The 23791-nt window shown below is 66.5% G+C and carries 20 protein-coding genes; 17 read left to right on the plus strand and 3 right to left on the minus strand.

What is annotated here, in order from left to right; translation table 11 throughout:
* Positions 1–49: 49 nt before the first annotated feature.
* From AXYL_RS25465 to secF, 10 genes are all read left to right on the plus strand, one after another.
* Positions 50–1663: an acyl-CoA carboxylase subunit beta gene (locus AXYL_RS25465; protein WP_013395755.1), complete on the plus strand. Its 1614-nt coding sequence runs from the start codon at positions 50–52 to the stop codon at positions 1661–1663.
* A gap of 28 nt (positions 1664–1691) precedes the next feature.
* Positions 1692–2855, plus strand: a complete 1164-nt coding sequence (locus AXYL_RS25470) for an acyl-CoA dehydrogenase family protein (protein WP_013395756.1) — start codon at positions 1692–1694, stop codon at positions 2853–2855.
* 6 nt (positions 2856–2861) lie between these two features.
* Entirely contained in the window at positions 2862–3716 is an 855-nt protein-coding gene (locus AXYL_RS25475) for an enoyl-CoA hydratase/isomerase family protein (protein ID WP_013395757.1), read from the plus strand.
* Between the two features lie 10 nt (positions 3717–3726).
* Complete coding sequence (locus tag AXYL_RS25480; RefSeq protein ID WP_013395758.1) at positions 3727–5757, plus strand: acetyl/propionyl/methylcrotonyl-CoA carboxylase subunit alpha; 2031 nt, start codon at positions 3727–3729, stop codon at positions 5755–5757.
* On the plus strand, positions 5754–7553 hold the full coding sequence (locus AXYL_RS25485; RefSeq protein ID WP_013395759.1) for an acyclic terpene utilization AtuA family protein: 1800 nt from the start codon (positions 5754–5756) through the stop codon (positions 7551–7553). The genes AXYL_RS25480 and AXYL_RS25485 overlap by 4 nt, the downstream gene beginning before the upstream one ends.
* A gap of 68 nt (positions 7554–7621) precedes the next feature.
* Entirely contained in the window at positions 7622–8596 is a 975-nt protein-coding gene (locus tag AXYL_RS25490) for a tripartite tricarboxylate transporter substrate binding protein (protein ID WP_013395760.1), read from the plus strand.
* 3 nt (positions 8597–8599) lie between these two features.
* Positions 8600–9820: a CaiB/BaiF CoA transferase family protein gene (locus AXYL_RS25495; RefSeq protein ID WP_013395761.1), complete on the plus strand. Its 1221-nt coding sequence runs from the start codon at positions 8600–8602 to the stop codon at positions 9818–9820.
* 191 nt (positions 9821–10011) lie between these two features.
* Positions 10012–10353, plus strand: a complete 342-nt coding sequence (yajC, locus tag AXYL_RS25500; protein WP_013395762.1) for a preprotein translocase subunit YajC — start codon at positions 10012–10014, stop codon at positions 10351–10353.
* Between the two features lie 110 nt (positions 10354–10463).
* Positions 10464–12344, plus strand: a complete 1881-nt coding sequence (gene secD, locus AXYL_RS25505; protein ID WP_013395763.1) for a protein translocase subunit SecD — start codon at positions 10464–10466, stop codon at positions 12342–12344.
* A gap of 53 nt (positions 12345–12397) precedes the next feature.
* Positions 12398–13333 (plus strand): protein translocase subunit SecF, encoded by a 936-nt coding sequence (gene secF / locus AXYL_RS25510; protein ID WP_013395764.1) that lies wholly within the window; start codon positions 12398–12400, stop codon positions 13331–13333.
* A gap of 64 nt (positions 13334–13397) precedes the next feature.
* Here the strand turns inward: secF and AXYL_RS34475 are convergent.
* A protein-coding gene (locus tag AXYL_RS34475) for an IS3 family transposase (protein ID WP_413772863.1) occupies positions 13398–14746 on the minus strand; the annotation gives its coding sequence in 2 pieces (ribosomal slippage) (positions 13398–14276 and positions 14279–14746; 1347 coding nt in all).
* Between the two features lie 67 nt (positions 14747–14813).
* Positions 14814–15140, minus strand: a complete 327-nt coding sequence (locus AXYL_RS25525) for a hypothetical protein (RefSeq protein WP_148260633.1) — start codon at positions 15138–15140, stop codon at positions 14814–14816.
* Positions 15141–15295: 155 nt separating this feature from the next.
* Here AXYL_RS25525 and AXYL_RS25530 point away from each other — a divergent pair, with 155 nt between their 5' ends.
* Both AXYL_RS25530 and AXYL_RS25535 read left to right on the plus strand, forming a co-directional pair.
* The gene (locus tag AXYL_RS25530; protein WP_013395767.1) at positions 15296–15973 is read left to right on the plus strand and encodes a VOC family protein; all 678 of its coding nucleotides are present in this window, start codon (positions 15296–15298) and stop codon (positions 15971–15973) included.
* A 35-nt stretch (positions 15974–16008) separates the two neighbouring features.
* On the plus strand, positions 16009–16719 hold the full coding sequence (locus tag AXYL_RS25535; protein WP_013395768.1) for an alanyl-tRNA editing protein: 711 nt from the start codon (positions 16009–16011) through the stop codon (positions 16717–16719).
* 551 nt (positions 16720–17270) lie between these two features.
* Here AXYL_RS25535 and AXYL_RS25540 read toward each other — a convergent pair.
* Positions 17271–18032 carry a phosphatase PAP2 family protein gene (locus AXYL_RS25540; RefSeq protein WP_013395769.1) on the minus strand — a complete coding sequence of 254 codons (762 nt, stop codon included), beginning with the start codon at positions 18030–18032 and terminating at the stop codon, positions 17271–17273.
* Positions 18033–18201: 169 nt separating this feature from the next.
* Here AXYL_RS25540 and miaB point away from each other — a divergent pair, with 169 nt between their 5' ends.
* From miaB to lnt, 5 genes are all read left to right on the plus strand, one after another.
* Positions 18202–19635, plus strand: coding sequence for a tRNA (N6-isopentenyl adenosine(37)-C2)-methylthiotransferase MiaB (gene miaB, locus AXYL_RS25545; RefSeq protein WP_013395770.1), 1434 nt, complete (start codon positions 18202–18204; stop codon positions 19633–19635).
* Positions 19632–20657 (plus strand): PhoH family protein, encoded by a 1026-nt coding sequence (locus tag AXYL_RS25550; protein ID WP_013395771.1) that lies wholly within the window; start codon positions 19632–19634, stop codon positions 20655–20657. The genes miaB and AXYL_RS25550 overlap by 4 nt, the downstream gene beginning before the upstream one ends.
* Positions 20647–21120 (plus strand): rRNA maturation RNase YbeY, encoded by a 474-nt coding sequence (gene ybeY / locus AXYL_RS25555; protein ID WP_013395772.1) that lies wholly within the window; start codon positions 20647–20649, stop codon positions 21118–21120. Before AXYL_RS25550 ends, ybeY begins: the two co-directional genes overlap by 11 nt.
* A 153-nt stretch (positions 21121–21273) precedes the next feature.
* Positions 21274–22161: an HlyC/CorC family transporter gene (locus AXYL_RS25560; RefSeq protein WP_013395773.1), complete on the plus strand. Its 888-nt coding sequence runs from the start codon at positions 21274–21276 to the stop codon at positions 22159–22161.
* Positions 22158–23786 carry an apolipoprotein N-acyltransferase gene (gene lnt, locus AXYL_RS25565; RefSeq protein ID WP_013395774.1) on the plus strand — a complete coding sequence of 543 codons (1629 nt, stop codon included), beginning with the start codon at positions 22158–22160 and terminating at the stop codon, positions 23784–23786. The genes AXYL_RS25560 and lnt overlap by 4 nt, the downstream gene beginning before the upstream one ends.
* The last annotated feature ends 5 nt before the right edge of the window (positions 23787–23791 follow it).

The following is a 23791-nucleotide window of genomic DNA, read 5'->3' on the forward strand; positions in this document are numbered from 1 at the left end:
ATGTCTCCACAACGGCCTGCAGCCACGAAAAACATAACCGCGACGAGACATGATTCCCTACCAATCCCGCCTTCCCGCCGGATCCCCCGCCTTCACCGAACAACGCGCCGGCATGCTGGCCCTCATCGCAGAAATGCGGGCGCTTGAACAACGCGCCCGCGACGCGTCCGAGCGCGCCGCACCGGCCTTCGCTCGGCGCGGCGCCTTGTTGCCGCGTGAACGTGTCGACCGCCTGCTTGACCCTGGCCGGCCTTTCCTGCCGCTGGCGACGCTGGCGGGATACGGCATGGATGGCGCCGACCTGGACGCCTGCGTACCGGGAGGGTCGCAGATCGCCGGGATCGGCTACGTCAGCGGCGTGCGCTGCATGGTCATCGCCACGGACTCCGGCATCGAGGCCGGCGCGCTCACGGAAGCCGGCAATATGAAGCTCATGCGCTGCCAGGAGATCGCGCTCGAGAACCGCCTGCCCTTCGTGCATCTGGTGGAGTCCGCCGGCGCCAACCTGCGCAAGTACCGAGTCGACAAATTCATCCGCGGCGGCGGCATGTTCTACAACCTGGCGCGCCTGTCGGCCGCCGGCCTGCCGGTCATCACCGTGGTGCATGGCTCATCGACCGCGGGCGGCGCCTACATGCCGGGCCTGTCCGACTACGTAATCATGGTGCGCAGACAGGCCAAGGCGTTCCTCGCCGGCCCCCCGTTACTCAAAGCGGCGACGGGCGAAGTGGCCAGCGCCGAAGAACTGGGCGGCGCCGACATGCACGCCCGCATCAGCGGCCTGGCCGAATACGTGGCGGAAGACGACGCCCACGCCATCGCCATCGCCCGCGCGGTGTTGGACACCCTGCCCTGGCCGCGGGCGGCCGCCGCGGGCATCGCCACTCCGCCACGCCTGGATCCGGACGAATTGGCTGGCGTCATGGTGCTGGAGCACCGCCGGCCCATCGATATGCGGGAAATCATTGCTCGCGTGGTGGACGATTCTCTTTGGCTCGACTTCAAGCCGGACTATGGCGCGCAGACAATCTGCGGACATGCCCGCATCGACGGCCACGCGGTGGGAGTCGTCAGCAACAACGGTCCCATCGATCCTGCAGGCGCGACCAAAGCAACGCAATTCATCCATCTCTGCAATCAATCCGGCACGCCGCTGCTGTTCTTGCAGAACACCACCGGCTTCATCGTGGGCCGCGCCTCGGAAGAGGCCGGCATGATCAAGCATGGCTCGAAGATGATCCAGGCTCTGTCCAACTCCCGCGTGCCGCAGATCACCATCCATTGCGGCGCCTCTTTCGGCGCGGGCAACTACGGCATGTGCGGACGCGCATTCCGCCCCCGCTTCTGCTTCTCGTGGCCCAATGCCCGCACCGCGGTCATGGGCGGCGAGCAAGCGGCCGGCACGCTGGAGATCATCGCCCGCCAGCAAGCCGAACGCGGCGGACGTCCCGTTGACGAGGCGGCCCTGGCCGCACAGAAGGCCGAAGTCATCGCGAATTTCGACCGGCAGGCCCGCGCCTTCTACACCAGCGGACACTTGCTCGACGACGGCGTGATCGATCCGCGGGACACCCGCGCGGTGCTCGCGTTCGTGCTTGCCACCATCGCCGAAGGCCAGGCGCGATCGCCGCAGCCGATGCAATTCGGCGTGCCGCGCTTCTGAAACCAATAACCAGAACCAAGGAGACGACATGCTCTACACCCAGCAACACCGCGAACTGATGGACAGCCTCAGGCGCTTCATCGCCGCCGAGATCGACCCTTACGTGGACGAATGGGAAGCCGCCGAGATCTTCCCGGCGCGCGAACTGTTCAGGAAGATGGGGCCACTGGGATACCTGGGCATTACGAAGCCCGAAGCCTACGGTGGCCTGGGCTTGGACTTCTCATACGCCATGGCGGCCTCCGAGGCCATGGGATACGCCCGCGCGCAAGGAGTCGCGATGGGCATCGGCGTACAGACCAATATGGCCACCCCCGCGCTGGCCGCGTTCGGCTCCGACGCGCTGCGCCAGGAGTTCCTGGCGCCCGCGATAGCTGGCGAGGCGGTCGCGTCCATCGGCGTATCCGAACAGGGCGCGGGATCGGATGTGGCATCTCTCAAGACCCGCGCGCGGCGCGACGGCGACGACTATGTGATCAGCGGATCGAAGATGTGGATCACCAATGGCACCCAGGCAGACTGGATCTGCCTGTTGTGCAATACCTCCGAGGGCAATCCGCACAAGAACAAGTCGCTCATCGTGGTGCCGCTGCGGGAAAACGGCAAACGCGTGCGCGGCGTCGAGGTGCAGAAGATCCGCAAGCTCGGCATGTGGAGTTCGGACACCGCGCAGATCTTCCTCGACGAAGTCCGCGTGCCCGTGCGCAACCGCATCGGCGAGGAAGGCATGGGCTTCATCTACCAGATGAAGCAGTTCCAGGAAGAGCGTCTGGACGGCGCAGCGCGGCGGCTGGCCGCCATCATGTGGATTCAGGAGACCGTGGACTACCTGCGGCAACGCCAGGCCTTCGGCCGCCCGCTGCTGGACAACCAGTACATCCAGTTCAAACTGGCCGAACTCAAGACCGAACTGGAGGCGCTGCGCGGGCTGATCTATCTTGCGACCCAAACCTATATCGAAGGCGGCGACGTCGTCGAGCTTGCGTCCATGGCCAAGCTGAAGGCAGGACGCCTGTCGCGCGAGATCACCGATTGGTGCATGCAATTCCAGGGCGGCATGGGCTACACCTGGGACAACCCGGTGTCCCGCGCCTATCGCGACTACCGGCTGTGCTCCATCGGCGGAGGCGCCGACGAGGTCATGCTGATGGTGATCGCCCGCCACATGGGCCTGATGGCCAAGAAAGCCTGAGGCCCCATGGAACACGTCTATCAGCATCTGATCGTCACGCGCCTGCGCGGCTTGTTGTTCGTGACGCTCAATCGTCCCGAAACGCGCAACGCGCTGGGCGCCGAAGTCGTGGCCGAAATGGACCGCGCCATTGCCGGCGCGCCCGGCGAGCCGCCGCCTCGGGCGGTGATCCTGCGTGGCAGCGGCGGCTTCTTCAGTGCCGGCGGCAACGTCGGCAACTTCTCCGCGCATCTTGGCGAACCCGCGCCGCAGCCCGACCCCGTAGCGGCGCGCAACCGCGAGTTCGGCCGCTTCATGGAGCGTCTGGCGGCGCTGCCCATGCCGGTCATCGCCGCCGTGGAAGGCGCGGCGATGGGCGGCGGCATGGGCCTGGCCTGCGCGGCGGACATCGTGCTGGCGACTCGGGACGCGCGCTTCGCGCTGAGCGAAACGCGGCTGGGCCTGATTCCGGCGCAGATCGCCCCCTTTGTCGTGGCGCGGCTGGGGTTGCGCGTCGCGCGCCGGCTGGGGATCAGCGGCGAGCGGATTCATGGAGAGGCAGCCCTGCGCCTGGGAATGGCGGACGAACTGGCTGACGACAGCGCATCGCTCGACATATTGCTGGCGCGCTGGCTTAGCGACATATGCGCCTGCGCGCCGCGCGCCAACGCGCTGATCAAGCCCCTGCTGGCCGAATGCTCCGCACCCCCTGCCGCCGCCAATGGCGCACTCGATCGCGCGGCCGCGCTGTTCGCCCGCTGCCTGCGCGACGAAGGCGCCGAAGGCATCGAGGCTTTCCGCAAGCGCCAGCCTCCGCGCTGGGCCGAAACCATTGCCGCCGAAGACGTGCGCCAGGCCTGCACCAGCCTGCTGGTCCCATAGTGAGAATCACATGATCCACTCCAAGCTTGTCCGACCCTTCCACACCCTGCTGATCGCCAACCGCGGCGAGATTGCACGCCGCATCATGCGCAGCGCGCGCAAGCTCGGCTACCGCAGCGTGGCGGTCTACTCGGACGCCGACACCGACAGCCTACATGTCCGCGAAGCCGACCTGGCCGCGCGGATCGGCGGACCGGCACCCGCCGATTCCTATCTGAATATCGAGGCGGTGCTGGCAGCGGCGCGCGCCACCGGCGCCGACGCAGTCCATCCCGGCTACGGCTTCCTGGCGGAGAACGAAGCGTTCGCGGCGGCCGTGGAGCAAGCCGGGCTGGTCTTCGTCGGCCCGCCGGCTGCGGCTATCGGCGCCATGGGCAACAAGGCTCGGGCAAAGGCCGCAATGAGCCGCGCCGATGTGCCCTGCATACCCGGCTATCAGGGCGCCGACCAGAGCATCGACGCCTTCGTCCGCGCCGCCGGCGACATCGGATTTCCCGTCATGGTGAAAGCGGCGGCAGGCGGCGGAGGCCGCGGCATGCGGCTGGTGCGGGACCCGGCCGCGCTGCCGGCGGCGCTCGCCTCCGCCCGCTCCGAAGCCGCAGCCGCGTTCGGCTCCGACGAGCTGATCCTGGAAAAGGCCATCGAGCGGCCGCGCCATGTCGAAATCCAGGTGCTGGCCGACAGCCACGGCCACGTCATCCACCTGGGCGAACGCGATTGTTCGGTGCAACGCCGCCACCAGAAGATCATCGAAGAAGCCCCGTCCCCGGCCGTGGACGACGCGCTGCGCGCATCGATGGGACAAGCCGCCGTGCGCAGCGCCCGCGCGCTTGGCTACCAGGGCGCCGGGACGATGGAATTCCTGCTCGCTCCCGACGGCAGCTACTACTTCATGGAAATGAACACCCGGCTGCAGGTCGAGCATGCAGTGACCGAAGCCGTCACGGGCCTGGATCTGGTCGAATGGCAATTGCGCGTCGCCGCGGGCGAAATGCTGGACATCGCCCAGGAAGCGGTGCGCATCGACGGCCACGCCATGGAACTGCGCCTTACCGCCGAGGACGTGCCCGCCGGCTTCCTGCCGCAAACCGGTGTCATGCGGCGCTGGCGTCCTCCCCTGGAAATGCCGGGCCTGCGGATCGACCACGGCCTGACCGAGGGTGGCGCCATCCCGCCCTACTACGATTCGATGATCGCCAAGCTGGTCGCCCACGGCCGCAATCGCGAGGAAGCCTGCCGCAAACTGCTGCGGGCGCTGGAACAATGCGTCGCGTTGGGCGTGCCCACCAATCAATCGTTCCTGGCCGACTGCCTGCACGATCCGGTCTTCGCCGCCGCCTCGGGCGTTCATACCGGGTTTGTCGAAGAACGCTTCGGCGCCAGCCTGGCCGCGCGCCCCATTCCCGATGCGGCGGCCGTGGCGTGGGCTGCCTTTGCCGCCCACGCCTGCATGATGGACTCCGCCGGTCCCGAACTCGCGCCGCCGCTTCCGGCATCGCGTCCTTGGCGCGTCGCCTTGACGCTGGATGCAGGTCGTTGGGACGTCTCGGTGACGGGCAGAGCCGGCGGCTGGTGGATCGAGATCACGCCCGCCGGAAGCGGCGCCGGACCCGCTCGGCTCGAACTGCGCGGCGCCCGTTGGCAAGGCCTGGACCGCAGCCGCCTGGAAGCCGAGGTGGACGGCGTCCGCGAAAGTATCTGGATAGCGCCGGGACCGGACGCAATGGGCTTGTTCCACCGGGGACAGGCCTGGGAGTTCCAAATGCCGCCTGCGCACCGGTCCCGCGCTGGCGCGCTTGCCAGCGGCACGCTCACGGCGCCGTTCACGGGCCGCATCCTGCATCTCTCGGTGGCGGCAGACGACCACGTCAGCGAGGGTGATCCGCTGATCATCATGGAGGCAATGAAAATGGAGCACACCTTGTACGCCCCGGTCGCCGGCCGTATCACCGATCTGGCGGCTCAGGCGGGCAGCCAAGCCGCCAAGGATCAGCCCTTGCTGCGCATCGTCCAGGAACCCGCCTTGCAGGCCACGCCATGAGCGCCGTGCGCATCGGCGGCGCCAGTGGATTCTGGGGCGATTCCGCCACCGCCACGCCGCAACTTCTGGACGTCCCCGGCATGCAGTACCTGGTGTATGACTACCTGGCCGAAACCACCATGTCCATCCTGGCCCGTGCTCGCGACAAGGATCCGGCGCTGGGATACGCCACCGACTTCGTCCAGGCGGCGATGGCGCCGCAATTGAGCCGTATCCTGGAGCGCGGCATACGCGTGGTGGCCAACGCGGGAGGCCTGAACCCCCTGGCATGCCGCGATGCCCTGGCGCAGGCCGCGGCGCGCCAAGGGCTGGCGCCTCGCATCGCCGTCGTCAGCGGCGACGACATCCTGCCTCTGCTGCCCGGGCTGCGCGAATCGGGCGTAGACGGCCTGCCCGAAGCACCGTACTCCGCCAATGCCTACACAGGCGCCCGGGGCATCGCGCTGGCGCTGGCGCAGGGCGCCCAGATCATCGTTACCGGCCGCTGCGTCGACAGCGCCATGGTGCTGGGCGTACTGGCCCACGAACATGGCTGGGCCTGGGACGAGTGGGACAAGCTCGCCGCCGGCACGCTCGCCGGCCACGTCATCGAATGCGGCGCGCAGGCCACCGGCGGTCTGTACACCGATTGGCAATCGGTGCCAGGGTGGGACAACATGGGCTATCCCGTCATCGATTGCGCCGCGGACGGCAGCTTCGTCCTTTCCAAACCCGCCGGCACCGGCGGCCTGATCGCTGCAGGGTGCGTCGCCGAACAGGTCCTGTACGAAATCGGCGATCCCGCCAGCTACCTGATGCCCGACGTCACCTGCGACTTCCGGCACGTCCACGTGACGCAGCTTGACGCGGACCGCGTCTCGGTCGGCGGCGCTCGTGGACGTCCCCCCACAAGCACTTACAAGGCCAATGCAACCTGGCGCGACGGCTACCAACTGGCGACCATGCTGGCCATCCGCGGCCCCGCAGCCCGCGCAAAGGCTGACAAGACCGCCGCGGCGCTGCTGGACCGCAGCCGGCGGATGCTGCGTGAACACGGTCTCGCGGACTATCGGGAAACCTGCGTGGAAATGCTGGGCTGCGAAGCACTCTACGGCCCGCATGCCCGGCATCTCCCCACCCGGGAGATTGTCCTGCGCATCGTGGTCCGGCATGAATCGGCCGCGGGCCTGGGCTTTCTGCAACGCGAATGCGCTTCCGCCGGAACCTCCATGGGGCCGGGCACCCGCTCGTCCTTCCAGGGACGCTCCGATATCCAGCCAGTGGTACGCGTCCACTCCTTCCTGTTGCCGAAAACTCTGCTGCAAGAGCACGTGCTGCTGGAAGACCGCGTCATCCCCGTACCGCCTGCGGCCGGCGACGCGCAGCCCGCCCACCTTGCCGCGGCGCAAGCCGAACCGGAGACGGAGCGGGACGAGCCAGCCGCAACGCCGGATGAAGGCCCGTTGGCGACTGTCGCGCTGCAGGCGCTGGCCTGGGCGCGCAGCGGCGACAAGGGTGATACGGAGAACATCGGCGTCATCGCGCGCCGCCCCGAGTTCCTTCCCCTGATCCGCAGGCAACTGGGCGCAGAGCAGGTGCGCGTGTACTTCGCGCACCTGGCACATGGCCCGGTCGAGCGCTTCGACGTGCCTGGTTTGCACGCCATGAACTTCGTGCTGAACGAGGCCCTGGGCGGCGGCGGAATGTCCAGCCTGCGTTCGGATCCCTTGGGAAAGTCCTATGCCCAGATGCTGCTAGACCATCCCATGCAAATTCCCCGGAGTTGGATTGAACATGGCTGGATCGCCCCGTCATAGCGCCGCAAACAGGCCCTGACCCGGCCGCGAATCACGCAGTCCCATAAAAAACAGAGGAGACATACAGCATGAGCCGGATCATCAGTAAAAGTATCGCCGCCCTAGCCATGGCCGGCCTTCTTGCTGGCGCGGGCAGCGCGGGCGCCGCATACCCGGAAAAGCCGCTGCGCGTGGTGGTGCCGTATACCGCGGGCGGCGTATCGGATGCGGTCGCGCGGCTCGTGACCCGCAAGCTGAGCGACGAAATCGGCCAACCGATAGTCGTCGAAAACCTGGGCGGTGCCAACGGTCAGATCGGCTCGGCCGCCGTCGCCCGGTCCGCGCCCGACGGCTATACCTTCCTGGTCGTCGTCATGGCGCATGCCATCAACCCCAGCCTCTATAAGAACATGACCTACGATCCGCTGCGCGACTTGCGCGGGATCAGCCTGTTCGGCCGCATTCCTTTGCTGCTGGTATCGAGCGCCCGCCTGCCGCCCCGCAATCTGGAGGAATTCCTGGCCTGGGCGCGGGCGAATCCCGACAGCGCCACGTTCGCCTCCAGCGGCGCAGGCTCGGGCGCGCATCTGGCGGCGGAAGAGTTCGCCCAGGTCAACAGCCTGCGCATCACCCATGTGCCTTACAAAGGCGTGGGACCCGCGCTACCCGACCTTTACTCCGGGCAGGTGGCCGCCATCTTCGATTCGGTGCAAACCATGATGCCGCAGGTCAAGGCGGGCAAGTTGCGCGCGCTGGCCATGACCAGCGCCAGCCGGTGGCCCGGTGCGCCCGACGTCCCCACCATGGCGGAGGCCGGGGTACCCGATTTCGTCGTGGGCAGCTGGATCGGCATGCTGGCTCCCGCCAAGGTGCCGGACGAGCGCGCCGAGCAGATTTCCGCGGCGGTCCAGCGCGTGCTTGACCAACCCGATGTGCGCGCCCAACTGATCGGCTATGGCATCGATCCGGTCGGCGGCAAGCCCGCGGCATTCGACAGCTTCATCGCCGACGAAGCCGGCCGCTGGGCCGACGTCATCGCCAAAGCCGGCATCCGCCTGGAGTAAGCCATGAGCCCCCGTATCCTGGAAGGCGTCAAAGTCCTGGACCTGACACGCGTGATCGCCGGACCGCTATGCACCCAGATCCTGGCCGACATGGGCGCCACCGTCTACAAGATAGAACGTCCCGGCGAAGGCGACGATACCCGTCGCATGGGCCCCTTCCTGCCTGACGGCCACGGCGGCGACAGCAACGACTCCGCGCTGTACCTGGCCTACAACCGCGGCAAGCATTCCGTGACGGTGGATATTTCCACGCCTGAAGGTGCGGAACTGGTACGCGATCTGGCGCTGCGCTGCGACGTCGTCATGGAAAACTACAAGGTCGGAACCCTGGCCAAGTACGGACTGGACCAGGCCGCGTTGGCCGCGGCCAAGCCCGCCCTGGTCTACTGCTCATTGACCGGCTTCGGACAGGACGGCCCCTACGCGCGGCGGCCAGCCTACGACTTTATCCTGCAAGGACTGGCCGGTGTAATGAGCACTTGCGGACACGCCGAGGGCGCGCCCGGCGGCGAGCCCATGCGCACAGCAATTCCCATCACGGACGTCGTCACCGGCCTGTACGCGGCCATCGCCATCCTGGGCGCCGTGCTGCACCAGCGGCAATCCGGCATGGGCCAGTTCGTGGACGCTTCCATGCTGGACGCTTCAGTGGCCCTCAACGGGCACCTGGCGGTGGGCTACCTCATGTCGGGGCAGTTGCCAAGCAGGCAAGGCAACACCAACCCCATCGCGGCCCCTTCCGAAGTGTTCGCCTGCACCGACGGCCGCATGATATTGGCCGCCGGCAACAACACCCAGTTCCACGCCCTTTGCGAGATCCTGGACCAGCCAGGGCTGGTGGACGATCCGCGCTTTTCCACGAATGCCTTGCGGGTCGCTCACAGAATCGAACTGCGCGATCTGCTGGCACCCCTGCTTGCCAGGCGGCGGCGCGCCGACCTGTTCCCGATCTTCGACCGGGCCGGCGTGCCCTCGGGACCGATCAATGACCTGTCCCAGGTTTTCGAAGACCCCCAGACATGTCACCGGCATCTCGCCCTGTCGCTGCCGCACCCCCGCGGGGGCAATGCCCCCATGCTGCGCAGCCCGCTGGACTTCTCGGCCACTCCTGTGCGCTATGGTCCGGCTCCCATGTTGGGGCAGCACAGCCTGGAGGTCCTGCGCGACGAACTGGGCCTGGACGACTTGCGGCTGGCCGATCTGCGCTCCCGCGCTATCATTTAGGGAAGCTGGGCCAGCGGCTCAGGGGCGGGCCTCCTCCCGCCACCTCTTGTCTTTTCCCGAACAGCCCCAAGTTAGGGCTCGCGCATAACCTCGCTACAATAGTCGGCTTGCCCTATCCATGGCTCGCGCGGGGATGGGCGCATAAAAACACAGACATAAACACCCAAACAGACTAAACGCAGGAGAATTCAATGTCCGTTATCGATACCGCCAGCCTCGTCGTGGCCCAGGCCGCCCCCGAGGGCAACGCGCTGATGGGCATGCTGCCCATCATCCTGATGTTCGTGATCCTCTATTTCCTGATGATCCGTCCCCAGATGAAGCGCCAGAAGGAACACCGCAATCTGATCGCCGCCCTGGCCAAGGGCGACGAAGTGGTTACCGCCGGCGGCATGCTCGGCAAGGTCACCAAGGTCAACGACAGCTACGTTACCGTCGAAGTCTCCGAACTGGCCGACAAGCCCGTCGAAGTGATCATGCAGAAGTCCTCGGTCTCGACCGTGCTGCCCAAGGGAACCATCAAGGCCCTGTAAGCGTCCCACAGGAGCCCCCATCGGGCTCTTGTGCTTGATGGCCCTGCCGCCGCCCGCCGCGCTCGCCGCCCGGGCGGCCCTTTCATCACTTTTACATGAAGTAGCCGGCAATGAACCGCTATCCCCTCTGGAAGTACATTACGGTCCTGGTCGCGGTCATCATCGGCCTGCTGTACACGCTTCCCAACTTCTACGGCGAGTCCCCGGCCGTCCAGGTTTCCAGCGCCAAGGCCACGATCAAGGTCGATCCAGCCATGCTGAACCGGGTCGATCAGATCCTGACCGACGCCAAGATCCCCAATGAAGGGGTCTACTACGAACAAAACGGCACGCTCGGCACCGTGCGCGCCCGCTTTACGTCGACCGACCTGCAGTTGCAGGCGCGCGACCTCATCGACAGATCCCTCAACACCGTCGCCGGCGACCCCCACTACACGGTCGCGCTGAACCTGCTGCCCGCCTCGCCCGCCTGGATGCGCGCCCTGGGCTGGTTCGCGCCCAAGCCCATGTACCTGGGCCTGGACCTGCGCGGCGGCGTGCACTTCCTGCTGCAAGTGGACATGCAGGGCGCCCTGACCGCCCGCTATGACTCCCTGGCCGCCGACGTGCGTTCGGTGCTGCGCGACCAGAAGGTCAACGTGGCCGGCGTCGAACGCTCGGGTCTGGCCATTGCCGCCACCTTCGCCAACGCGGACGACCGCGACCGCGCCATTTCCACCCTGCGCAGCCGCCTGCCCGACCTGGAATTCACTGAACGCGAAGAGAACGGCAAGCCGCTGCTGATGGCCGCCCTGAACCCGGCCGCCGTCACCCGCGTGCAGGATTCCGCGCTCAAGCAGAACATCAACACGCTGCACAACCGCATCAACGAACTGGGCGTGGCCGAACCTGTCATCCAGCAACAGGGCGCCGACCGCATCGTGGTCCAGCTGCCCGGCGTGCAGGACGTGGCCAAGGCCAAGGAACTGCTGGGCCGCACCGCCACGCTGGAAATCCGCATGGTCGACGACACCCCCGCCGCGCAAGCCGCGCTGCTGGGCGGCAGCGTGCCGTTCGGTCTCGAACGCTACAACGACCGCGACGGCCGTCCCATCCTGGTGCGCCGCCAGGTCATCCTGACCGGCGAAAACCTGCAGGACGCCCAGCCCGGCCGCGACTCGCAGACCCAGCAGGCCGCCGTCCACCTGACGCTGGATTCCAAGGGCGCCCGCATCTTCCGCGACGTCACCCGCGACAACATCGGCAAGCGCATGGCCATCCTGCTGTTTGAAAACGGCAAGGGCGAAGTGGTCACGGCCCCGGTCATCCGCGGCGAAATCGCCGGCGGCCAGGTGCAGATCTCGGGCAGCATGAGCTCCGAGGAAGCCGCCGACACCGCGCTGCTGTTGCGCGCCGGCGCCTTGGCTGCGCCCATGTCCATCATCGAGGAACGCACCATCGGCCCGAGCCTGGGCGCGGACAACATCGCCAAGGGCTTCTACTCGACGCTGTACGGCTTCCTGGCCATCGCCGTCTTCATCATCCTGTACTACCACCTGTTTGGCGTGTTCTCGACCATCGGCCTGACCATGAACGTGCTGCTGCTGCTGGCGCTGCTGTCCATGCTGCAGGCCACGCTGACCCTGCCGGGCATCGCGGCAATCGCGCTGACGCTGGGCATGGCCATCGACTCGAACGTGCTGATCAACGAGCGGATACGCGAGGAACTGCGCGCGGGCGCCAGTCCGCAGCAGGCCATCCATCACGGCTTCGAACGCGCCTGGGGCACCATTCTCGACTCGAACCTCACCACGCTGATCGTGGGCCTGGCGCTGCTGGCCTTCGGTTCGGGCCCGATCCGCGGCTTCGCCGTGGTGCACGTCCTGGGCATCCTGACCTCGATGTTCTCGTCGGTGGTGGGCGTACGCGCGCTGGCCAACCTCTGGTATGGCCGCAAGAAGAAGCTCACGTCGATCTCCATCGGTGAAGTCTGGAAACCGAAGACCAACTGAACATGAGCGCGGGCGGCCCGGCCGCCCGCCACAGATAAAGCCTAAGGCGAAAAATGGAATTTTTCCGTATTCACCGCACCATCCCGTTCATGCGCCACGCGTTGGTGCTGAACATCATCAGCTTCGTCACTTTCCTGGCGGCTGTCTTCTTCATCGTCACCCGCGGCTTCCACCTGTCGATCGAGTTCACCGGCGGCACGGTCATGGAAGTCAACTACGCCCAGACGGCGCAGCTTGAAAACGTGCGCGGCGTGGTCTCCAAGCTGGGCTACACCGACTTCCAGGTGCAGAACTTCGGCACCTCGCACGACGTCATGATCCGCCTGCCCTTGCAGGAAGGCCAGACCTCGGCCACCCAGAGCGAAACCGTCATGGCCGCGCTGAAGACCGCCGACTCCGGCGTCGAACTGCGCCGCGTCGAGTTCGTCGGCCCGCAGGTGGGCCAGGAACTGCTGCACAACGGGCTGATGGCCCTGCTCGTCGTGGTCATCGGCATCATGGTGTACCTGGGCTTCCGCTTCGAATGGAAGTTCGCCGTCGCCGGCGTGATCGCCAACCTGCACGACGTGGTGATCATCCTGGGCTTCTTCGCCTTCTTCCAGTGGGAATTCTCGCTGTCGGTGCTGGCGGGCGTGCTGGCGGTGCTGGGCTACTCCGTGAACGAATCCGTGGTCATCATGGACCGGATCCGCGAGAACTTCCGCAAGTACCGCAAGGCGGACGTGCACGAAGTCATCAACAGCGCCATCACGCAGACCATCTCGCGGACCATCATCACCCACGGTTCGACGCAGATGATGGTGCTGGCCATGCTGTTCTTCGGCGGCCCCACCCTGCACTACTTCGCCATGGCCCTGACCATCGGCATCTGGTTCGGCATCTACTCGTCGGTGTTCGTGGCCGCGGCCCTGGCCATGTGGCTGGGCGTCAAGCGCGAAGACTTGGTCAAGCCGGTCAAGAAGGAAGGCGAGGAAGGCGAAGCCGCCTGATTATTTCCGCTTGAAGAGAAACCCGCCGCATTGAACTGACCCCCAGAAGTTGGATGATCAGAAGCTAAAGCCCGAAGGCCTGAGCTCGGTACTGCACCGGACTCAGGCCTTTTAGCTTGAGTTTGATGCGTTCGTGATTGTAATAACGGATGTACTGGCGGATGCCCGCCTGTAACTGCGCGACGTTTTCGAAGCGATTCAGGTGGAAGAATTCGGACTTCAACGTGCCAAAGAAGCTCTCCATGGCGGCGTTGTCCAGACAATTTCCCCTGCGCGACATGCTTTGGGTAAGCGACCGATCTGCCAGCATGCGGCGGTATTGGGGATGTTGATACTGCCAGCCCTGGTCTGAGTGCAGGATGGGGCTGTCGGTGGGCTTGAGCCGCGCCAGCGCTTTCTTCACCATGGTGCCAATAAGCTTGAACACTGGCCGTTGGCTGGTCTCATAGGCCACGATCTCACCGTTATACAGGTCCATGACCGGCGACAGATACAGCTTTTCGCCTCGTACCTTGAACTCGGTCACATCGGTAACCCACTTTTGGTTCGGCCGCTCAGCAACGAAGTCGCGCGCCAGCACGTTGGCCGCCACGTGATGCGACTGGCCTCGGTAAGAGCGGTACTTTTTGACTCGCACCAACGACTTCAGGCCCAGCCTCTGCATCAGCTTCTGTACCGTTTTGTGATTCACTAATTCCCCCGCCTGGCGTAACGCGGCCGTGATCCGGCGATAGCCGTAGCGGCCCTTGTGGCGTGCATAGACCGCACTGATGCGTGCCTTCAAATCAGCGTACTGATCGGCAGCGCCCTGCGCCTTCAGGTGATAGTAGAACGTGCTGCGCGACAGTTTGGCTGCGCGCAGCAACCGTTCCAGCGGATGCTTATGCCTCAATTCTTGGACCACTTGCGCTTTGCAACGAGCGCTTGGGTCTTTTCCGCTTCGATCAAGGCATCGAGCTTTTTTAGGTAGTCCAGCTCCGCTCGCAGGTTCGCGACCTCTTCGCGTAGCTCCTCCTCGGTCATGTCTTTGGGCACTGGCTCGGGGGGATACTTATGTGGCATGGCGCGTTGTCCTCTCGGCTGGGGCTCCAACGCCCCAATACCATGCTTATGATACTGAGCGCGCCATTGGCCTATCGAACCCGCTGACCGAATATCGTAGAGCGCGACCACCTCTCGGTCTGACAGCCCCTCCCGCTCGGCGTGCTTCAACACCCTCAGCTTGAACTGCGCGTCATAGTGACCGGACTTCTTGGCCAAGGCCGCGCGCCCATGGATCTGAAAACCCGACACCCAACGCCGCAGCATCGAGTAGTCGACCTGCAGTTCAGCAGCAATCAACTCAATACTGTGTTGCCCTGATAAACATTTCTTGACCGCGCGCAGCTTAAAGCGCTCGTCGTACTTCGTCATGTAAAAACCCCCGAAGGTTGGATCTACGTCCAACTTTCGGGGGTCAGTTCACATTGCGGCGGGTTTTTTATTGCGCGGCGCCTGGCGGCTTCCGCTGGATCAGGAATCGCAATCCCGCCCGCAAGCCGAACGCGCAGGGGATGACAATGAACTGCAGCAAGCCTGCAAAAATCCAGGCCCAGGCCCAGCGGAAACGCCACGGAATGAATTCCTGCACCCCGTTGTCATCGAAGTACGGGTCATGACTGACAAGCGCCAGGCCGATCAGGTATGAAAACAGTGCGCATGCCGTGACGAAAAGCCAAAACCGGGTTGCGCTGGCCTTCAGGCCAAAACGCAGCCAATACACCGCGCTGGCCGCCAGGGAGGTCAGCAGGCTGACTGCGAACAGCAATGCGAAAAGATGGAAAACCATAGGGTCGATGTCCGCTGCCGGGGTCAGTCAGGCCGATGCGCCGGCGCGCAAGGCCGGGCGCGAGCACTGTACCGCAGGGCGCCGCCACGGTGTACGGGTACGGATCCGCGCGGATTCGCTACCATAGCCGCACCATGAAACTCGTCATCGATCACCTCGTCATCGCCGCCGCCGACCTGGACAGCGGCGCCGAATACGTCGCCGGACTGCTAGGCATCGCCCCCTCGGGCGGCGGCGCGCATCCCCGCATGGGCACCCACAACCGGGTGCTGGGCATGGCGGGCGGCATCTACCTCGAAGTCATCGCCATCGATCCGCGGGCCCCGGCGCCAGCGCGGCCGCGCTGGTTCGGACTGGATCAGGACGCAGTCCGCGCCCGCATCGCCCAGGGGCCCTACCTGGCACATTGGGCGGCTCGGGTGGAGGCGCCGCTGGACCTGACCCTCATGCAGGCCGAACATCCCGCGCGCATCCCTCCCGCCATCCCTATGGAACGCGGGCAGTTGCGCTGGCGGCTGACGGTGCCCGACGACGGCAGCCTGCCCGCGTGGCGCGAAGCCGGCCACGCGGCCGGCGACGGCCTGCTGCCCACGTTGATCCAATGGGACGTCGAGAATTATCCCGGCGTCAGCCTGCCGCCCCAGGACCTGGTCCTCAAGCAATTGTCCGGCAGCCATCCCCAGGCTGGACTGCTGCGCCAGGGCTTGGCCTGGCTGGGCGCCGACCACCTGATCCAGGTGGAACAGGCCGACGGGCCGCCCCGCCTGAGCGCGCAGATAGAAACGGCCGGCGGCCTGAAGATCCTGGCCTGAATCCGCCCCATCAAAAAACATCCGGAGACCTGTACATGCATGCCACCCGCAAGCGATTCGACGAAGACCCTTACCTGGACCGATGCGACGCCACCGTGATCGCGGTCAGCCCCGAAGGCGTCGAACTGGACGAGACCGTCTGCTACGCGCGCAGCGGCGGCCAGGCGGGCGACAGCGGCACGCTGACGCTGGCCGACGGCCGCGCGTTGGCGCTGACCGACACCGTGTATGCCGACGACCGCCAGCGCATCCTGCATGTGCTGGAAGGCGGGATGACGCCGCAAGTAGGCGACCGCGTCTCGGTGGCCATCGATTGGCCGCGGCGCCACCGGCTCATGCGCCTGCATACCTGCCTGCACCTGTTGGGCGCGCTGGTGCCCGCGCCCGTGACCGGCTGCAGCATTTCACCCGACTCGGCGCGGGTCGATTTCGACCTGCCCGAGTCCACGCTGGACAAGGCCGACCTGACCGAACGCCTGAACGCCTTGATCGAGGCCCGCACCGGCGTCAGCATCAACTGCATCACGCCCGAGCAACTGGCGGCCGAACCCGACCTGGTGCGCACCGTGGGCGCTGCGCCCCCGGCCGGCACCGCCAGCATACGCATCGTCGAAATCCCGGGCGTGGATCGCCAGCCCTGTGGTGGCACGCACGTGGCCAACACCGGCGAGATCGGCGCGGTGATCGTTACGAAGATCGAGAAAAAGAGCCGCACCAACCGGCGCGTCGTGGTGAATTTCGCGTAGGGCGTAGTCTGGAGCCGGCCCCTGGCCGGCTTCCGGACACTGGCTTATTTTGCTTCTTCGCAGGTTTGCGGGTTTGCAGGCGAAGGCCGTGTCGCTTCGTAGACCGCACGTCGTCGCGGACGGCTGGGTGGCGGGCGCGAGAGGATATTCATACGCAAGCCACCATCCCTCCCCCCCGACGGCGACACCACCAGAAAACCAATCGCCGCATTCGCGCCAGCGATCACAATCACACTTAAAACAATGACGTATGTATTAATCGGCCGCCCGCGCGGCCGATTAATACGGGCAGCCCAAGACTCGCCCCCGACCACAGCTCCAGCAGCGCCACAGGCCAAGACGCACGTAGCCCGTCGGCGCGGGCGGCGTGGCGGCTCGCAACCTCGATGCGCCCGAGGGAATCTGAAGGAAAGGCCGAAGGCCTTGACGAAGATGACGACGGGGCAGTCCGGAGCGAACGCTCCGGACCGCAATCGTGGGCGCGAGCCGCCACGCCGACCGCGCCGACGGGCGACCTACGAAGCACAAGCCAACGCCAGCAACAGCAACCCTTACTTTTTCCACCAGCGCCAAGGCGCGCGCAGGGGCCACTGATATTCGGCGCCCAACACCCGGGGCGCCAACACATGCCCGACCAGCACCGCGATGCCCGCGGCCGTCATCACATCGGACAGATAGTGGTCCAGATTGACCAGCCGGCTCATGGCCACCAGCACCGCCAGCAGCAGGAAGACCCAGCGCCAGCGCGGCGCCAGGATGCCTAGCGTCACCGCCACGGCGAACGCCGCATAGGTGTGGCTGGAGGGAAAGGAGTTGTAGAGCTGCACGCGCGAGAACGACTCGCCCAGCCCGTAGATGCCCTTCTCGAAGAACAGCTCGGGACGCGCCCGCGCCACCGAACGCTTAAGCACCAGCACCACCAGCCCGCCCACCGCCATCGTCGACAACATCAGCAGGCTGCCGCGCGCCATGCTGGCGTAGCTCATGCGCACCGGGTTGCGCCAGCCGCGCGCCAGGCCGACCAGCCCTATCACATAGAAGGCCAGCGCCACGCCGATATAGGGGCCGCTTTCGCCGAGCTCGCCGATCCATTCGAAGGATTCGTTCACGCCCTCGGAGACCGACTGCTTGATCCACACCGCCAGCGGCAGGTCCACCCACAGCGCGCAGGCGCTGGCGGCCAGCGCCAGGGCGCAGCCCAGCAGCACCCAGGTCAGCGCGGAAAACGGATTGCGGAACTGATCGGGCCCGGGGCCCGCCACGGCGTCGGTCACGGGAGCGGCCGCCGAAGGCGTCAGGGGATTGGTGTTCATCGGTACCGCTACAGGGAAATGAGAAATGTTCCTGGACCCCGGAATCGGCCCAGCACGCTATCGTAACGGCCTGGACGCGCCAGACCAAGAAGCAAATTCGGGCAAGGGTTAAAATCCCGGGTTTCCTACCTTTCTGCCCCCGGGATCTACACCCGTCACGGCGACCATCATGCAAGAAACCACTCTCAAGCGCGCCGACGCCGCGCACGACGGCGCCAGCGCCGCCCTCCCCGCCGCCCAAGCCGGCTCCCCCCGCAAGCTGTACATCCGCACCTTCGGCTGCCAGATGAACGAGTACGACTCGGACAAGATGGCCGACGTACTACGTGGCGACCAGGGCCTGGAACTCACCGACAACCCGGAAGACGCCGACGTCATCCTGTTCAACACCTGTTCGGTGCGCGAGAAGGCGCAGGAAAAGGTCTTCTCGGACCTGGGCCGGGTGCAGCACCTGAAGAAAACCAATCCCAACCTGGTGATCGGCGTGGGCGGCTGCGTGGCCAGCCAGGAAGGCGAGGCCATCGTCAAGCGCGCGCCCTACGTCGACGTGGTGTTCGGCCCGCAGACGCTGCACCGCCTGCCGGACCTGATCAAGCGCCGCCGCGACGAAGGCCGTTCGCAAGTGGACATCAGCTTCCCCGAGATCGAAAAATTCGACAACATGCCGCCCCCCCGCGTGGACGGCGCCACGGCGTTCGTCTCGATCATGGAAGGCTGTAGCAAGTACTGCAGCTTCTGCGTCGTGCCCTATACGCGCGGCGAGGAAGTCTCGCGCCCCTTCGAGGACGTGCTGGTGGAAGTCGCCGACCTGGCCGACCAGGGCGTGAAGGAAGTGACGCTGCTGGGCCAGAACGTCAACGCCTACCGCGGCCGCATGACGGACAGCGACGAGATCGCCGACTTCGCCATGCTGCTGGAGTACGTGCACGAAATCCCCGGCATCGAGCGCATCCGCTACACCACCTCGCACCCCAAGGAAATGACCCAGCGCATGGTGGACGCCTACGCCCGCCTGCCCAAGCTGGTGTCCTTCCTGCACCTGCCGGTGCAGGCCGGCAGCGACCGCGTGCTGGCCGGCATGAAGCGCGGCTACACCACCCTGGAATTCAAGTCGGTGGTGCGCCGCCTGCGCGCCGCGCGCCCCGACCTGACCCTGTCCTCTGACTTCATCGTCGGCTTTCCCGGCGAAACCGAGGAAGACTTCGAAAAGACCATGAAGCTGATCGAGGACGTCGGCTTCGACACCTCGTTCTCGTTCGTGTATTCGCGCCGCCCGGGCACCCCCGCCGCGGACCTGCAGGACGACACGCCGCAGGACGTGAAGCTGCGTCGCCTGCAACGCCTGCAAGCGCTGATCAACGAGCAGGCGGCCACGATCGCCCGCAACATGATCGGCACGCGCCAGCGCCTGCTGGTGGAAGGCCCCTCGCGCCGCGACCCGAACGAACTGATGGGCCGCACCGAGAACAACCGCATCGTGAACTTCGCCGCGCCCGCGCGGCTCATCGGACAAATGGTCGACGTCATCATCACCGAAGCGCACACCAACTCGCTGCGCGCCCGGGTCGCCGACGTGGACCGTACCCCCCAAGAGGCCGAATGACCACTCCCCGCTCCCGCGCCCGCCGCAGCATGCCCATCGTCGTCACCCTGGACGGCGACAACACCCATCTGGCCAACCTCTGCGGCCCGCTGGACGAGAACCTGCGGCAGCTGGCCGACGGCATGAACGTCAAGCTCTCGCGCCGCGGCAGCCGCGTCACCATCGAAGGCGAGCTGGCGGAGCTGGCCAGCCGGGTGCTGCGCCGCTTCCATGAGCAGGCCGTGCACCGCGCCCTGTCGGTCGACGATATCCAGCTCGGGCTGGTCGAGATCGGCGTCGGCCGGCAGGAACAGGAATTGAAGGAAGAGCAGGCCCGCGAGGCGGACCCGCTGCCCGCCCTGGACGACGAAAGCGACAGCATCGCCCTGCGCACCAAGCGCAGCGACCTGCGTCCGCGCACGCCGCGCCAGCGCGACTACTTGAACAACATCCTCAAGCACGACATCACCTTCGGCGTCGGCCCCGCCGGCACCGGCAAGACCTGGCTGGCCGTGGCCTGCGCCATCGACGCGATGGAGCGCGACACCGTGCAGCGCCTGGTGCTGACGCGCCCGGCGGTCGAGGCCGGCGAACGCCTGGGCTTCCTGCCCGGCGACCTGGCGCAGAAGGTCGACCCGTACCTGCGCCCGCTCTACGACGCGCTCTACGACCTGATGGGCTTCGAGAAGGTGCAGCGCCTGTTCGAAAAGCAGACCATCGAGATCGCGCCGCTGGCCTATATGCGCGGCCGCACGCTCAACCACGCCTTCGTCATCCTGGACGAAGCGCAGAACACCACGCCGGAACAGATGAAAATGTTCCTGACGCGGATCGGCTTCGGCAGCAAGGCCGTCATCACCGGCGACCCGTCCCAGGTGGACCTGCCGCGCGGCCAGGACAGCGGTCTGGCGCATGCGGTGAAGGTACTGCACGAGGTGCAAGGCATCGCCACCACCCGATTCACCAGCCGAGACGTCGTGCGCCATCCGCTGGTCGCACGCATCGTCGACGCCTACGACCGCGCCTCCGAAGATGAAGCCTGAACTGTCCCTGTCCGTACAGTACGGCGTCGAGGAAGCCCGCCTGCCCCGCTGGCGCCTGCGCCGCTGGGCCGAGCGCGCACTGGCGGCCGCAGCCGACGACGGCCTGGTGGCGTTCTCGGCCGCGGAGCTCAGCCTGCGCCTGGTCGGCGCGGCCGAGGGCCGGCGCCTGAACCGCGACTTCCGCGGCCGCGACTACGCCACCAATGTGCTGACCTTCGAGTACGGGGTGGATCCGCTGGGGGTTGCGCGCGGCGACATCGTCATGTGCGTGCCGGTGCTGGTGCGCGAGGCCCGCGAACAGCGCAAGGCCCTGCTGGACCACGCCGCGCACCTCACCATCCACGGCGTGCTGCACGCGCTGGGCTACGACCACATCAAGGCCCGCGACGCCAAGCGCATGGAAGCCCTGGAGACCGCCACCCTGGCCGACATGCGCATCGCCGATCCGTACGTGGCAGCCTGACTCTGCCCCTCGGGTCAACCCTGAGAGGATGCCGCGAAATGGCGGCCTGCAAGGCGCAGATGGCGGTGGTTCCCTTCATTTAACGGGCCGTCGTTACAAATTGCAGGCCAGTATCGGTTATGCTGGCCCCTCCATAACTTGTCCTCCCGGACGATGTCTGACCCTTACCCTGCTCCCGAAGCGACTCCTGCTCGCTCAGCCAAACCCGCCACCAAATCCCTTCTAGACCGCCTGCTTTCCCTTGTGCGCCGCCAGCCCGAGGACCGCGAAGGCATCAAGGCCGTTCTGGAAGCCGCGCACGAACGCCAGCTGCTCGACGCGGAATCCTACAAGATGATCAAGGGCGCGCTCGCCGTGTCCGAAGGCACTGTCGGCGACATCATGGTCCCGCGTTCGCGCATGGATCTGCTGGACGTCACGCAGCCCATCCCCTACCTGGTGGCCTCGGTCATCGAGACCGCCCACTCGCGCTTCCCCGTGTACGAAGGCGACCGCGACAACATCATCGGCATCCTGCTGGCCAAGGATCTGCTGCGCTGCATGCTGGAACCCGGCATCGAAGTGCGCACGCTGGTGCGGCCCGCCGTCTTCATCCCCGAATCCAAGCGCCTGAACGTGCTGCTGCACGAGTTCCGCGCCAGCCGCAACCACCAGGCCATCGTCATCGATGAGCATGGCGGCATTTCCGGCCTGGTCACGATGGAAGACGTGCTGGAACAGATCGTCGGCGACATCGAAGACGAATTCGACGAAACCGAGGAAGACTCCATCTTCCCCGAAGGCGAGAACCAGTGGCGCGTCCTGGCGGCCACCGACATCTCGCACTTCAACGAAGTGTTCGGCTGCCAACTGCCCGACGACGAGTACGACAGCGTCGGCGGCTGGATGGGCGGACAGCTGGGCCGCATCCCGCGCCGCGGCGACATCGCCGAGTTCGACGGCCTGCGCCTGGAAGTGGCCCGCGGCGACGCGCGTCGCGCCATCTGGCTGCGCGTCAAGCGCAACGCCGCGCCTCAAGCCTCACCCTCTTCCGACGAATGACCCAGTCCCCGCGCAGCCGTTACCTGCGCGGCGCCGCCGGCCTGGTGCTGGCGGGCGCCGTGCACGCCCTGACTTTCTCGCCCGGGCCCTTGCCGGATTGGGCGCTGGCGGTCACCCAGGTCCTGATGCTGGCCATCGCCGCGCGCGTCACCTTGTATGCGCCTTCCGCGAAACAGGCCTGGCTGCGCGGCTGGCTGTTCGGCTTCGCCAGCTATGCGCTGGGCTTGTACTGGATCTTCATCAGCCTGCACCGCTACGGCGATCTGGCCGCGCCGCTGGCCGTGGCCGCGGTGCTGGCGCTGTCGGCCTTCCTGGCCCTGTTCCCGGCCACCGCCAGCGCGCTGGCGCGCCGCTACGCGCCGCTGCTACCGGATTCTCCGCCTGCCCGCATCCTGTCAGGCACGCTGGCCTGGGCCGCGATGTGGGCCGCGTTCGAATGGCTGCGCGCCGTGCTGCTGACGGGCTTTCCCTGGCTCAACATCGGCTATGCGCAGGTCGACAGTCCCATCGCGGGCTGGGCACCGTTGCTCGGCGTGCATGGCATGGCCTTCTTGGCCGCCTTCGTCGCCGCGGCCCTGGCAAGCCTGTGGCAGCCCTCGCGCCGGGCCGGCGCCGGCTCGCGCCACGCCCTGGCTGCCGGCATCGCGCTGGCCTTGGCCGCTGCCGGCTGGCCGCTGTCCCGCATCGACTGGTCCACGCCGTCCGGCGATCCGCTGAACGTGCGCCTGGTCCAGGGCAACATCGGACAATCCCAGAAATTCGACCCCGCCCTGCTCGACCAGAGCCTGACGCGCCACCTGGACCTGGCGGCGATGCCGCCGGCGCCGGGCGTGCCCGCGCCACAACTGATCATCCTGCCGGAAACCGTGCTGCCGATCTTCCAGGACCAGCTCGATCCGCGCGCCTGGGCAGTCTGGCGCGACCTGGCGGCGCAGCGCAATACGACCATCGCCATGGGCGTGCCGCTGCACGACCGCGTCAACGGCCGCGACCGCTACACCAACAGCGTCATGGGCTTTGACGGCAATACGCCAGTCGAGCAGCTCGTGGCCGGCAACACCGCCATGCGCTACGACAAGCGCCACCTGGTGCCCTGGGGCGAGTACGTGCCGCCCGGCTTCCACTGGTTCGTGGACATGCTGAACATTCCGCTGGGCGACTTCGACCGCGGCGCGGTGCGCCAGACGCCCTTCGCGGTCGGCGGCCAGCACGTCGCGTTCAACATCTGCTACGAAGACCTGTTCGGACCGGACCTGCTGCCCGCGCTGCAGCCCGGCCCCAATGGCGAACCGGGCGCGACGATACTGGTGAACGTCAGCAACCTGGGCTGGTTCGGCGATTCCTGGGCCTTGCGCCAGCATCTGCAGATCGGCCGCCTGCGCACCATGGAAACGGCGCGTCCCATGCTGACCGCCACCAACACCGGCATTACCGCCGCTATCGACGCAAAGGGCCACGTGGCGGCCCAACTCGCGCCGCTGCAAGCCGGCGTGCTGCCGGTGGCGGTGCAAGGCATGACGGGGCTGACGCCCTATGCGCGCTTTGGCGACAAGACCGCGCTGGCCCTGATCGGCCTGGCGCTGATTGCCGCGTTCGGCAGCGGCCGCAAGACGCGCCGCGGCTGAAGCCG

Origin of the sequence: Achromobacter xylosoxidans A8, from assembly GCF_000165835.1 — a bacterium.
Lineage (GTDB): Bacteria > Pseudomonadota > Gammaproteobacteria > Burkholderiales > Burkholderiaceae_B > Achromobacter > Achromobacter xylosoxidans_B.